At 32.9% G+C, this 13010-nt stretch carries 15 protein-coding genes; 7 read left to right on the top strand and 8 right to left on the bottom strand.

The annotated features are described in order from the left end of the window. The first annotated feature begins 54 nt into the window (after nucleotides 1-54). The gene (locus ACKC83_RS14890; RefSeq protein WP_414034629.1) at nucleotides 55-534 is read left to right on the top strand and encodes an Lrp/AsnC family transcriptional regulator; all 480 of its coding nucleotides are present in this window, start codon (nucleotides 55-57) and stop codon (nucleotides 532-534) included. Between the two features lie 48 nt (nucleotides 535-582). Here the strand turns inward: ACKC83_RS14890 and ACKC83_RS14885 are convergent, their stop codons facing one another. Then, the gene (locus ACKC83_RS14885; RefSeq protein WP_434036122.1) at nucleotides 583-900 is read right to left on the bottom strand and encodes a hypothetical protein; all 318 of its coding nucleotides are present in this window, start codon (nucleotides 898-900) and stop codon (nucleotides 583-585) included. Between the two features lie 81 nt (nucleotides 901-981). Beyond that, nucleotides 982-2055 carry a 3-dehydroquinate synthase gene (aroB, locus tag ACKC83_RS14880; RefSeq protein WP_414034627.1) on the bottom strand — a complete coding sequence of 358 codons (1074 nt, stop codon included), beginning with the start codon at nucleotides 2053-2055 and terminating at the stop codon, nucleotides 982-984. Between the two features lie 93 nt (nucleotides 2056-2148). On the opposite strand from aroB, the gene ACKC83_RS14875 reads away from it, so the two are divergent. Continuing rightward, nucleotides 2149-3321 carry a proline dehydrogenase family protein gene (locus ACKC83_RS14875; protein WP_434036121.1) on the top strand — a complete coding sequence of 391 codons (1173 nt, stop codon included), beginning with the start codon at nucleotides 2149-2151 and terminating at the stop codon, nucleotides 3319-3321. Between the two features lie 60 nt (nucleotides 3322-3381). On the opposite strand, the gene ACKC83_RS14870 is transcribed toward ACKC83_RS14875, so the two are convergent. The 6 genes from ACKC83_RS14870 to ACKC83_RS14845 all read right to left on the bottom strand — a co-directional run bounded on the left by ACKC83_RS14870 (nucleotide 3382) and on the right by ACKC83_RS14845 (nucleotide 7895). After that, on the bottom strand, nucleotides 3382-3756 hold the full coding sequence (locus ACKC83_RS14870; protein ID WP_434036120.1) for a hypothetical protein: 375 nt from the start codon (nucleotides 3754-3756) through the stop codon (nucleotides 3382-3384). After that, on the bottom strand, nucleotides 3757-4956 hold the full coding sequence (locus ACKC83_RS14865; protein ID WP_434036119.1) for an alanine dehydrogenase: 1200 nt from the start codon (nucleotides 4954-4956) through the stop codon (nucleotides 3757-3759). A gap of 66 nt (nucleotides 4957-5022) precedes the next feature. Further along, nucleotides 5023-5544, bottom strand: coding sequence for a hypothetical protein (locus tag ACKC83_RS14860; protein WP_434036118.1), 522 nt, complete (start codon nucleotides 5542-5544; stop codon nucleotides 5023-5025). Then, complete coding sequence (locus ACKC83_RS14855; protein WP_414034622.1) at nucleotides 5507-5650, bottom strand: hypothetical protein; 144 nt, start codon at nucleotides 5648-5650, stop codon at nucleotides 5507-5509. Before ACKC83_RS14855 ends, ACKC83_RS14860 begins: the two co-directional genes overlap by 38 nt. Nucleotides 5651-5832: 182 nt before the next feature. Next, nucleotides 5833-6243 carry a tRNA (adenosine(37)-N6)-threonylcarbamoyltransferase complex ATPase subunit type 1 TsaE gene (gene tsaE / locus ACKC83_RS14850; RefSeq protein WP_434036117.1) on the bottom strand — a complete coding sequence of 137 codons (411 nt, stop codon included), beginning with the start codon at nucleotides 6241-6243 and terminating at the stop codon, nucleotides 5833-5835. Between the two features lie 98 nt (nucleotides 6244-6341). Continuing rightward, nucleotides 6342-7895, bottom strand: a complete 1554-nt coding sequence (locus ACKC83_RS14845) for a response regulator (RefSeq protein WP_434036116.1) — start codon at nucleotides 7893-7895, stop codon at nucleotides 6342-6344. Between the two features lie 76 nt (nucleotides 7896-7971). On the opposite strand from ACKC83_RS14845, the gene ACKC83_RS14840 reads away from it, so the two are divergent. Genes ACKC83_RS14840 through efp form a run of 5 tightly spaced genes read left to right on the top strand, consistent with a single transcriptional unit; the run spans nucleotide 7972 to nucleotide 13008 of the window. After that, nucleotides 7972-9192 carry an HD domain-containing protein gene (locus ACKC83_RS14840; protein WP_434036115.1) on the top strand — a complete coding sequence of 407 codons (1221 nt, stop codon included), beginning with the start codon at nucleotides 7972-7974 and terminating at the stop codon, nucleotides 9190-9192. 24 nt (nucleotides 9193-9216) lie between these two features. After that, nucleotides 9217-10230 carry a UDP-3-O-(3-hydroxymyristoyl)glucosamine N-acyltransferase gene (lpxD, locus tag ACKC83_RS14835; protein ID WP_434036114.1) on the top strand — a complete coding sequence of 338 codons (1014 nt, stop codon included), beginning with the start codon at nucleotides 9217-9219 and terminating at the stop codon, nucleotides 10228-10230. Then, on the top strand, nucleotides 10230-11636 hold the full coding sequence (locus ACKC83_RS14830; RefSeq protein ID WP_414034617.1) for a bifunctional UDP-3-O-[3-hydroxymyristoyl] N-acetylglucosamine deacetylase/3-hydroxyacyl-ACP dehydratase: 1407 nt from the start codon (nucleotides 10230-10232) through the stop codon (nucleotides 11634-11636). Before lpxD ends, ACKC83_RS14830 begins: the two co-directional genes overlap by 1 nt. A 10-nt stretch (nucleotides 11637-11646) precedes the next feature. Further along, a complete protein-coding gene (lpxA, locus tag ACKC83_RS14825) occupies nucleotides 11647-12432 on the top strand; it encodes an acyl-ACP--UDP-N-acetylglucosamine O-acyltransferase (RefSeq protein WP_414034616.1) in 786 nt (261 codons plus the stop codon). Between the two features lie 9 nt (nucleotides 12433-12441). Then, nucleotides 12442-13008: an elongation factor P gene (efp, locus tag ACKC83_RS14820; protein ID WP_414034615.1), complete on the top strand. Its 567-nt coding sequence runs from the start codon at nucleotides 12442-12444 to the stop codon at nucleotides 13006-13008. The last annotated feature ends 2 nt before the right edge of the window (nucleotides 13009-13010 follow it).

Here is a 13010-nt window from a genome sequence, read left to right as displayed (position 1 = left end):
AGATTAATACATAAAAATGTATTATTTTTGCTGTAAAGAACAAAAAGTATAGAAATGGCAAAATTTAAATTAGACGAAATAGATCACCAAATTCTTGATATGTTAATTGACAATACAAGAGTTCCTTTTACGGATATCGCAAAAAAACTATTAATTTCTGCTGGTACAGTCCATGTTAGAGTAAAGAAAATGGAAGATGCAGGAATCATTAAAGGTTCTTCATTAACATTAGATTACAAGAAACTTGGATACTCTTTTATCGCATATATTGGAGTGTACTTAAATAATACATCTCAAACTACATTTGTTTTAGAACGTATTAATGAATTACCTTTCGTAACAGTAGCGCATATTACTACTGGCAAATTTAATATTTTCTGTAAAATTAGAGCTAGAAACACAGCTCATGCGAAAGATGTTATTTTTATGATAGATGACATTGAAGGCGTTTACAGAACAGAAACAATGATTTCTTTAGAAGAAAGTATTAACGATAAAAAACGTTTAATGCATTATATTTTTAAGGAACTATAATTGTTTATCCGTTATAAAAAAAAGCCGAATTGTATAATTCGGCTTTTTTTATTCTTCTTCGTTATTTAAAATGCTGTCTTTATCTAAAATAGTGTCGCTTGAGTAATCCACAATAATATGTCCCAAGCTATTTAGTTCTATCTCTTCATTAACATCAAAATTAGCCATAGTATAGTGTAGCCTAGAACTCACTTTTACTAAGTAAATGGTGTCGTCTGTCCTTATTTCAACAGCTTCGATTGTTTCATTGCGGTGATTATCAAATGTAATAATGTCGCGATCACCATAACCATCCGGAAATCGTTCGGTTAATTTGGTTAAAATTTCAGGTGTAAGTTTTTTATAATCTACAATAACTTTTCTCATCTTAGAATTGGTTTTAGATGGTTAATAGTATTGTTAAGAAATGCTTCTTTTGAGATTACTAAATTTACAAATTATTTTGAACTAATACGAGGAGTTGTAATAATTTAACGCCTCTATAATTAATTCATTAGAGACTAAACAATCAATTTTAGTATCTCCAATAGCTGTAAGAAGCACGAAATTTATATTACCATGCGAGTTTTTCTTATCGTACTTTAGAAGCTCTATAATTTTTTCGTAATCCGATTCATTAATTTCGACATAGTCGTAAATGCTATTTATAACATCTTTAATTTCGGTGTTTTCAGCTTCGCTTAATCCAGATAGTTTTGTAGAAATATAAGACGCTAAAATCATTCCAATGGCAACAGCTTCTCCGTGCAGTAAATCTTTTTTATGAGGATGACTTAAGTAGTAAGATTCGATAGCGTGACCAATAGTATGTCCGTAGTTTAGTGTTTTTCTTAATCCGTTTTCTCTAGGATCTATATCTACTACATGTTTTTTAATTTGGATAGATTCGTAAATCAATTCATCTAAATTATCCATATCTAATAGCGATAGGTCTTTAAATTTATCCCAATATAGTTTATCTTGAATTAAACCATGTTTTAGCATTTCGGCTAAACCAGAACGCATTTCGCTTTGTGCTAAGGTTTTTAAATAAGTAGAATCTATAATTACCATTTCTGGAGTATTAATAACTCCTATTTGGTTCTTAAGCGTTCCTAAATCCACTCCTGTTTTTCCACCTACCGATGCATCTACCATAGATAATAGAGTAGTAGGGATGTTAATAAATGCAATACCACGTTTAAAAGTAGACGCTACAAAGCCACCTAAATCTGTAATTACACCACCACCTAAATTTATAACAAGACTTTTTCTATCGGCACCAAGTTCTGAAAGCACATTCCATACACCCACACAGGTTTCTATGGTTTTATTGATTTCGCCGGCTTCAATTTCAATGATTTCAATAGTTTTAGTGGTACTTATTTCGGCTAATAAATGCGGTAAACACAATTCGTGCGTATTTTGATCGACCAAAATAAAAATCGTAGAAGGATTGCTGTCTTCTATATAATTATTTATATGTTTATATGCACTTAAGTTAAAGTGAATTTTATAGGTCTTAGTATCTATAGTTTTCATAAAAATTAATGTAAAAAATAGCTGTGAAAATAAGGAGTTTTTTAGAAATAACTAAGTTCGGCTTCGTTATATTTGCAAAAATTATGAAATTGAATGAATAACAACACACTTTTTGATAATACTGAGATTGCTTTTGCACTTAAAAGCGATTCAGAGTTGGAAAGAGCATATTTTCTTTTCAAAATGATTTCAATAGAACCTTTGGTTCGGATTGGAACTGCTGCTACTCATTTTGCTATAAAAGCAAAATTACCTGTAGAAGGATTGATAAGGGCAACGGTTTTCGACCATTTTTGTGGTGGAGTAAGTGAGGAAAACTGCTTACCCGTTATCGATAAAATGTATGAAAAAGGTGTGAGTTCTGTTTTGGATTATTCGGTGGAAGGGAAAGAGAACGAAGAAGAGTTTGATGCCGCTTTAAGGATAACCTTAAAAATTATAAATTTTGCTGAAGAACGTAAATCCATTCCAATTGCGGTTTTTAAACCTTCAGGCTTTGGTAGGATAGCGCTATATGAGAAGATGGGGAAACACGACACATTAACTGATAAAGAGACAGATGAATGGAATCGTGTATTAAATCGTTTCGAAACGGTTTGTAAAACAGCTAAAAGCAGGGATGTCTCTGTGTTAATTGATGCTGAAGAAAGTTGGATGCAAGATGCCGCAGATAGCTTAATTACCGATTTAATGCGAAAATACAATACAGAGAAACCTATTGTTTTTAATACGTTGCAAATGTATCGTCATGATCGTTTAGACTTTTTAAAAGCGCAACACAAACTAGCAAAATCAGAAGGGTTTTATTTAGGCTATAAAATTGTGCGCGGTGCGTATATGGAAAAAGAAAATGAAAGGGCAGAGAAAAAAGGGTATCCAACACCTATTTGCGAAAGTAAAGAAGCGACAGATTTAAACTTTAATTCGGCCGTGGCATATATGATGGATAATTTGGCCGATATGTCTATTTTTAATGGAACGCATAATGAATTGAGTTCGTATTATCTTATGGATTTAATGAAAGAAAAAGGAATTGAAAATTCCGATAAACGCGTATGGTTTGGTCAATTATACGGGATGAGTGATCACATTAGTTTTAACTTATCTAACCTTGGTTATAATGTAGCGAAATACGTTCCTTTTGGTCCAGTAAAAGATGTTATGCCGTATTTAATTAGACGGGCAGAAGAAAACACTTCGGTGGCTGGACAGACAGGAAGGGAACTTAACTTGTTGTCTAAAGAGAAAAAGAGAAGAAAGCAATAACAATGTATTATAAAACTAAAAAGACTGTTTACTTAAACAGTCTTTTTAGTTTTATAACCTTTAGTCTAATATTTGAATATCTTGTATAGTAGCCGTCTCTTCACAGTTTTTAACTATTAGGGCAATGGACTTTTTATTTAGTGTTCCGTCTAAATAATATGTTTTACAAGGTTTTGTAGTCGTTTCACTTTTTGAGAAATCGACATCACCTTTTCTTAAAACATGATTTAGAATAATGGTATCCAACTGCTTCTCGTTAATAATAGATTTGGCAGAATCGCTATATACGATTTGTTTTGTGTTAATATTTTTAATTACACGGGCGTCTAACCCGTAACTGCAAGATGTTTTTTTACCGCTTAAAAAAAAAGCTAATAGCATAAGTCCTAGAGAAAATCCTCCAAGATAATACCCAATACGTTGTATAAGTGTCATTTAAAAAATTAAGAGATTAATATCGCTATATTTTAAATCAAACCATTCACCAACAGAACGATTTGTTAAAATACCGTGATAAAAGTACAACCCATTTTTTAAACCTTTCTCAAATCTTAAAGAATTTTCTAAACCACCTTCTTCAGCAATCTTTAAAAGATAGGGAGTGAAAATATTACTTATTGATATAGAGGCTGTTCTAGCAAATCGGGCAGGAATATTAGGAACACAATAATGTATTACACCGTGCTTATTAAAAGTGGGGAATTTATGAGAAGTAACTTCGGAAGTTTCAAAACAACCACCCATATCTATACTAACATCCATAATCACCGCGCCTTTTTTCATAGACTCCACCATGGATTCTGTTACAATAATTGGTGATCTAGATTTTCCTCTTACGGCTCCAATTACTACGTCGCAACGTTTTAATGCTTTGGTAAGATTTTTTGGTTGTACAGTAGATGTGTAAATTGGACGCCCTAAATTGGTTTGTATGCGTCTAAGTTTAGAAATAGAGTTATCAAAAACTTTCACGTTTGCGCCTAAACCAATTGCACTTCTCGCCGCAAATTCGCCTACAGTTCCTGCGCCTATAATAACTACTTCCACCGGAGGTACGCCGCAAATATTTCCGAATAATAATCCGTTTCCTTCGCTAAGGTTGGAGAGCAATTCGGCTGCAATAATTACAGCTCCAGTTCCGGCAATCTCACTTAGAGAACGCACTGCAGGATAATGACCGTCGTCGTCACGAATAAATTCAAAAGCTAAAGCCGTGATACGCTTTGTAGCTAAAGCTTCAAAATATTTTTTGTTTTGAGTTTTAAGCTGTAACGCAGAGATTAAAATGGTGCGGGGATTAATTAGATCTATTTGTGCTAGGGAAGGCGGTTCGACTTTAAGAATCATCGGACATGAAAATACCTTGGCAGTATCTTTTGTTATTTCCGCACCTGCTTCACTATAATCTTTGTCAGTGAAATTAGCTCCTAAACCAGCTCCAGCTTCCATTAACACACGATGTCCATTACAAACTAATGCAGAAACAGCATCGGGAGTTAAACATACCCGTTTTTCTTGATAGGCAGACTCTTTGGGGATACCTATAAATAAATTGCCTTTGTTTTTAAAAACTTCAAGCGTTTCTTCTTGTGGGATTAACTGCTGATGGGTAAACGGAGAAAATGATTTAGACATGTTTTTGTTACAAAAAATAATATGCAATCAAATTACAAATAATAATTTGATTGCATATATCTTAATTTAAAAATAATCTTTAATCTTGTCTTTAAAGCCTTTAGGCGACAGTTTAAATTCGTCTTCAAGTTCTTGAAACGTTTTATTAACTGTGTTTACCTGATTAAATATCTGGGCTCTAATTAGATATATAGATGGAATTATGATTGCCATAATTGGTAACAAATAAAATATTTGATTACTATCTACATATTGTATATCATCATTTATTACAGTAAATATTTGAAAAGCATACATCGCTATCGGTACTAAAAGTACATGGTACCACCAGTGACGGCAAGTAAAAAACCATAAAGTTAGCAGAAGTAACGGTATTAATTTTCCTGTAATAGTCCACGCAACAACGTCTATACTACCGTAAAATTTGCTTTCGTAAGTAAATAAAAAGTTACTCCAATTTTTTTGCTGTGGAACATTTTCGTATAAATAAAATAGATAGGGAGTAGTTGCTATAAACGTAGCAATTATACTCCCTATTATTAGACTTCTTTTATCCGTGAGTTGGAATTTTAATTCTCCATTTTTCAATTTGTGGTGCTTCTTGCTCATTTAAGTTTATTAAGTTAGTTGCTTGAGCAGTAAAAAACATGCCTCCAAAAATTGCAATTGCGATTAAATACTTTTTAGTTTTCATAATTCTAAGGGATTTAATTAATTAATACTTCAAAGATATCGAATGTGTTAATTGAATTTTGGCCCATTTGTTAAAATTATGTTAAAATCAGCTGTTTTGGACAAAGTGCATTACGGGAAAACCGTACTATTCTTGTTGTTCACTAAATCTTTAGTTTTTTTATCTGCTAAAGCACCGAATTTTTAATCAATATTAAATGTTAATGTTCTAGTTTCCGAATCTATACGATCGATATTTATACGATTACAATGTTCGTCTTCCAAGATATTCTGAACCCTTTCAGGCCATTCTATAAATATCCAAGCGCCAGAATCTAAATAATCTTCAATGCCGAAGTTGTACGCTTCTTCTTCATCGTTTAATCGGTAAAAATCAAAGTGATAAACTAAACCATCTGTTATACTATATTCGTTAACAATCGAAAATGTGGGACTACTAACGTCGTCTTCGCAACCTAATTTTTTAACTAAAGCTTTAATTAAAGTAGTCTTTCCAGTGCCCATCTCTCCATAAAACAATATGGTTTTTGATGTTGCGTTTTCTAGGATTGACTTGGCAACATCCTCTAAATCATTTATATGATATTCTTTCATTTTTAACATAGCATAACGGTGCAATTATAAGTAATAAAATTTGAAATCACTAGGGATATATGATTTATGAGTGGGGTAAAAAGACACTAAAAATAGCTCTATTTCGGATTGAGTACCACAAACGGAATAATCATTTCTTCTAGGGAAACTCCTCCGTGCTGATACGTATTTCGGAAATAACTTACATAATGATTGTAGTTGTTAGGATATGCAAAAAAGAAATCGCTTTTAGCAAATATAAAAGAGCTACTCATAGTAATACTTGGTAAGTGCACCGATTTGGGATTTTTAATTTCTAATACATCTTTAGAGTCGTACGTTAAACTCCTTCCGGTTTTATATCTTAAATTTAAAGAGGTATCACGATCTCCCACAACTTTCGACGGGTTTTTTACATTAATAGTACCGTGGTCTGTAGTGAGTATTAATTTAAAACCCAGTTGTTGCGCTTGCTGAATAATTTCAAAAAGCGGAGAATTCTTAAACCAACTTTGGGTTAAAGAGCGGTAAGCTTTATCGTTAGAAGCTAATTCTTTTACAACATCCATTTCTGTTTTGGCATGCGAAAGCATATCTACAAAATTGTACACCACAACAGTAAGGTCGTTATTTTTCTGGCTTTTAAAATTATCGACTAATTTTTTACCGTTTTTAAGATTGGTAATTTTGTGATATTCGCAAGTAAGGTTTTGTAGCCCTAAGCGCTTCATTTGTGCTTGCAGAAATTCGGCTTCAAATAAATTCTTTCCACCGTCGTCTGTGTCGTTTTTCCAATAGTCTGGATGTAATTTTTCCATATCGCTAGGCATCAATCCAGAGAAAATTGCATTTCTGGCATATTGCGTTGCAGTAGGTAAAATACTATAAAAAGGTATTTCGGTTTCTTTCTTATAATAAGGAGCAATAAAAGGCTCAAACGATTTCCATTGGTCGTATCTCAAATTATCTATAACCACAAGTAATGTAGGTTGTTCTTTGCTTAATTCAGGCACCACTTTATTTTTAAATAAGGTGTGCGACATGGTAGGAGCATCGGTGTTAGGCTCGAACCAATCGGCATAATTTTTAGCGATAAATTTTCCGAATAATGCATTGGCTTCGGTTTTTTGAGATTCTAAAATCTCGAACATGCCAGCATCTTCTATATTTTCTAATTGAATTTCCCAATACACCAATTTCTGATATAAGGTAGACCATTCTTCAAAACTATTAACAGACATTAAATCCATCGCAATTTTTCTAAACTCTTGTTGATAGTTTGAGGTTGTCTTTTCCGAAATTAAGCGAGAGTGATCTAAGTTTTTCTTTAAACTTAATAAAATCTGATTCGGGTTTACGGGTTTTATCAAGTAGTCGGCAATTTTATTTCCAATTGCTTCTTCCATAATGTATTCCTCTTCACTCTTGGTAATCATGACCACGGGAAGCGTATGGTCCATTTCTTTAATTTCGTTTAATGTCTCGAGACCAGTTAATCCTGGCATGTTTTCGTCAAGAAAAACTATATCAAATTTATTACCTTCTAATACCTCAAGTGCCTCAGTACCACTGTTACACTTAGTAACGTTGTAGTTTTTTTTCTCTAAAAAAAGAATGTGCGGTTTAAGTAAATCAATTTCATCATCAACCCAAAGTATATTTATGTTATTCATATCGTTATATTTGTAATATTATTGTGATTTTTTAAACATTTTAGAAGATCATCTTAAGCATTTCTAAATTATATAGATGAATAAACTTAAAATATTAAACGATCCAATTTACGGATTTATTACTATACCTAATTCTTTAATATTCGATTTAATTGAGCATAAATATTTTCAGCGTTTAAGACGAATTACCCAAATGGGAATGTCTTATTTGGTGTATCCAGGTGCTCATCATACAAGATTCCATCATGCAATAGGTTGTATGCATTTAATGCAGAAAGTGATTAATGTGCTTCGTTTTAAAGGGGTTAGCATTTCGGACGACGAAGAGATTGCTTTAAATATAGCGATTCTCTTACACGATATTGGTCACGGTCCGTTTTCTCATGCCATGGAACATAGTATTGTAAACGGGATTTCTCACGAGCAGATTTCGTTGCTTTTCATGGAAAAACTGAACGACGAATTTAACGGAAGTTTAACGCTAGCCATATCTATCTTTAAAGGGGAATACCACAGAAACTTTATGTGCCAGTTAATTTCTTCTCAATTAGATATGGATCGCGCCGATTATTTAAAACGCGATAGTTTTTATACAGGTGTTGCAGAAGGGAATATTAATAGTGAACGTTTAATTACCATGTTAAGTGTAGTAGACGATGAATTGGTGGTAGAAAATAAAGGCATTTACAGTGTCGAAAAATTTCTGGTAGCAAGACGACTTATGTATTGGCAAGTTTATTTGCATAAAACAAGCGTGGTTGCCGAACAATTACTAATTCGTGTTTTAAAACGCGCTAAAGAATTATCTCATAATAATGTAGACTTGTTAGCCAGTCGCGCTTTGTCGTATTTCTTAAAAACAGAAATTAACGCCACTAATTTTGATACACTTACTTTAGAGACCTTTTCTAAGTTAGACGATTATGATATTATTTCGGCCATGAAAGAATGGCAATATCATGACGATTTTGTACTTCGTAACCTTTGTGAAATGATTTTGAATAGAGATTTACTCAAAATCAAGGTGAAACAGAAAAAAATAAAGAAAAGCGAGTTAAAAGCTAAGGAAATAGAAATGATGGCTGCTTTTAATATTAGCGAAGCAGAAGCCGATTATTTTGTGTTTAAGGGTGAAATTACAAACCAAGCGTATCAGCAATACGGTCAGCAAATTAAGATTTTACACAAGTCGGGTAAGATAGAAGATATTGTGAAAGCGTCGGATCAATTAAACCTAAAAGCACTTTCAAAACCGGTGACTAAATATTATATATGTTATCCTAAAGCTAAACTTTAGGACATTTTTCCTATTTTTGCCACGATGAAATTTACAGCAGAACAAATAGCAGGGATTTTAGAAGGAGAAGTTGTTGGTAATCCTGACACAGAAGTTTCAACCTTATCTAAAATTGAAGAAGGTATAGAAGGGGCCTTAACTTTTTTGGCGAACCCTAAATACACACATTATATATATACTACAAAAGCATCCATAACTATTGTAAATAATACATTTCAGCCAGAACATGATATTAATACAACGCTTATAAAAGTGAGTGATGCGTATAAAGCATTTTCAAAATTATTAGAGTTTTATAATTCGGCAAAGATGAATAAAGTTGGGATTGAAACCCCTTCATTTATCGCTGAATCTTCTAAACATGGCGATAATATTTATATAGGTGCATTTGCTTATATAGGAGAACATGTAAAAATAGGAGATAACGTAAAGATATATCCAAATGCCTACATTGGTGATAATGTAAGTATTGGAAACAATACAGTCCTTTTTTCGGGAGCTAAAATTTATTCAGAAACCGTTATTGGTAACAATTGTGTTATTAATTCGGGTTGTGTTATCGGTGCCGATGGTTTTGGTTTTGCACCAAATGTATCTGGAGAATACGATAAAGTGCCACAAATAGGAAATGTGATTTTAGAAGATTTTGTAGATATTGGAGCGGGTACATCTATAGATAGAGCAACTTTAGGATCTACAATTATTAGAAGTGGTGTGAAATTAGACAATCAAATACAGATTGCACATAACGTTGAAGTTGGAAGAAACACAGTTATAGCCGCTCAAACCGGAATTGCAGGGTCTACTAAAATTGGCGAGAACTGCCAAATTGGTGGACAAGTTGGGATTGTTGGACATATTACTATTGGTAATAATGTAAAAATACAGGCGCAATCAGGAATAAATAAAAGTATTAAGGATGGTGAAATTTTACAAGGATCACCAGCTTTTGCAATTGGAGATTTTAGTAAGTCGTATGTACACTTTAAAAATTTACCGAAAATAGTTAAACAATTAAACGAAATAGAAAAAAAATAATGGCAATAGTTACTACAGAAATCAGACAAAAAACCATTAAAAATAGTGTCTCATTAAATGGTGTTGGATTACATACAGGTAATAATGTTTCCTTAACTTTTAAGCCTGCTCCAGAAAATTTCGGTTTTGCTTTTAAACGTATGGATTTAGAAGGAACGCCGGTAATTGAAGCAGATGCGACCTATGTAACAAATACTGAACGTGGTACATGTTTAGAAAAAAATGGAGTCATTATCCAGACTTGCGAGCATGTTTTAGCCGCTTTAGTAGGTTTAGATATCGATAATGTTTTAATAGAGCTAAGTGCCGCAGAGCCTCCTATTATGGATGGTTCTTCTAAGTTTTTTGTTGAAGCTTTAGAAAAAGCTATAATTATAGAACAAGAAGCGTTTAGAGAAGAATATGTAATTACAGATGTTATCTCTTTTGTAAATGAAGAAACAGGTAGCGAAATTCTTTTTATGCCAGCTAAAGAATACCAAATTACGACTATGGTCGATTTTGGAACCAAAGTTTTAGGAACTCAAAATGCAACTTTAAATCAGATTTCAGATTTTAAAGACACCATTTCAGACTCAAGAACATTTAGTTTTTTACACGAAATAGAAATGCTTTTAGAGCATGGATTAATAAAAGGAGGCGATTTAAATAATGCTATAGTTTATGTAGATAAAGAATTATCTCCAGAGACTATGGAAAAATTAAAAGTTGCTTTTAAAAAGGATTCTATTACCGTTAAACCAAATGGAATTCTTGATAACTTAACGTTGCATCATCCAAACGAAGCAGCAAGACATAAATTATTAGACGTTATTGGCGATTTAGCGTTAATTGGTACGCGAATAAGAGGTAAGGTAATTGCTAATAAACCAGGACATTTTGTAAACACGCAGTTTGCTAAAAAAATGTCTAAAATTATTAAAAACGAAAGACGCAACAATGTGCCTTACGTAGATTTGTCTCAGGAACCATTAATGGATGTTAATCAGATTATGGATATGTTGCCTCACAGACAACCATTCTTACTCATTGACAAAATTTTTGAACTTTCGGCAACAGGAGTTATCGGTATGAAAAACGTAACGATGAACGAACCTTTCTTTGCCGGTCACTTTCCAGGAGCTCCCGTAATGCCAGGTGTATTAATTGTTGAAGCCATGGCTCAAACAGGTGGTATTATGGTTTTAAGTACGGTTCCAGATCCAGAAAATTACCTTACATTTTTCATGAAAATTGATAAAGTAAAATTCAAACAAAAGGTAGTACCAGGAGATACTTTAATTTTTAAATGTGATTTAATTACTCCAATTCGTAGAGGAATTTGCCATATGCAAGGTTATGCTTATGCCAACGGAAAATTATGTGCAGAAGCAGAATTAATGGCTCAAATTTCTAAAGTAAAATAAAAAACATCACATGAATCAACCATTAGCATACGTGCATCCTGGAGCGAAAATTGCAAAAAATGTAGTTATCGATCCGTTTACAACAATACATAATAATGTAGTCATTGGAGAAGGAACTTGGATTGGAAGTAATGTTACCATTATGGAAGGTGCTCGTATAGGGAAAAATTGTAATATTTTCCCTGGATCAGTTATATCAGGAGTGCCTCAAGATCTTAAATATAAAGACGAAGACACATTAACTATAATCGGTAACAATGTTACCATTCGCGAATGTGTCACTATCAATAGAGGTACAACCGATAGAATGAAAACAGTTATCGGTGATAATTGTTTAATTATGGCCTATTGCCATATTGCTCACGATTGTATCGTAGGTAAGAATTGTATATTTTCTAACAACAGTACCTTAGCAGGACATATTACTGTTGGAGATTATGTGGTTTTAGCGGGAATGACAGCTGTGCATCAGTTTTGTTCGGTAGGAAACCATGCCTTTGTAACCGGAGGATCTTTAGTAAGAAAAGATGTACCTCCGTTTGTTAAAGCGGCTCGAGAGCCTTTATCTTACGTGGGAATTAATTCTGTAGGATTAAGACGAAGAGGGTTTACAACAGAAAAAATAAGAGAAGTACAAGATATTTATCGTGTACTATATCAAAAAAATTATAATAATACTCAAGCAGTAGAAATTATAGAAGCAGAGTGGGAAGCTACTCCAGAGCGTGACGAAATTCTTCAATTTATAAGAGATTCGCAACGCGGTATTATGAAAGGATATTTTAAATCAAACTAAAAAAATAGAATGGCAACAACATCAGATATTAGAAATGGATTATGTATAAGATATAATCATGATATTTTTAAAGTGATTGAATTTTTACACGTAAAACCAGGAAAAGGGCCAGCATTTGTAAGAACTAAATTAAAAAGTGTAACAACAGGTAAAGTTATAGACAACACCTTTTCTGCAGGGCATAAATTAGACGATGTACGTGTAGAAACACATAAATTTCAATATTTATACCCAGAAGGGGATTTGTATCACTTTATGAATGTAGAGGATTACAATCAGATTATGTTAAATGTTAATGCTTTAGATAGTCCTGATTTATTAAAAGAAGGTGAAGTTGTTACCATCTTAATAAATTCTGAAGATGGTATGCCACTTTCAGTAGATATGCCAGCTAGTGTTATTTTAGAAATCACAGCTACAGAACCGGGTGTTAAAGGAAATACAGCAACTAATGCCACTAAGCCTGCAACAGTAGAAACTGGAGCTATAATTAATGTTCCTTTATTTATTAATGAAGGAGATAAGATTAAGGTAGAAACAGACAAGGGAACGTACAAAGAACGCGTTAAAGAGTAAGG

Source organism: Formosa bonchosmolovskayae, from assembly GCF_051016085.1.
Classification (GTDB): domain Bacteria; phylum Bacteroidota; class Bacteroidia; order Flavobacteriales; family Flavobacteriaceae; genus Formosa.
This window is presented reverse-complemented; position numbering and strand designations above follow the sequence as displayed.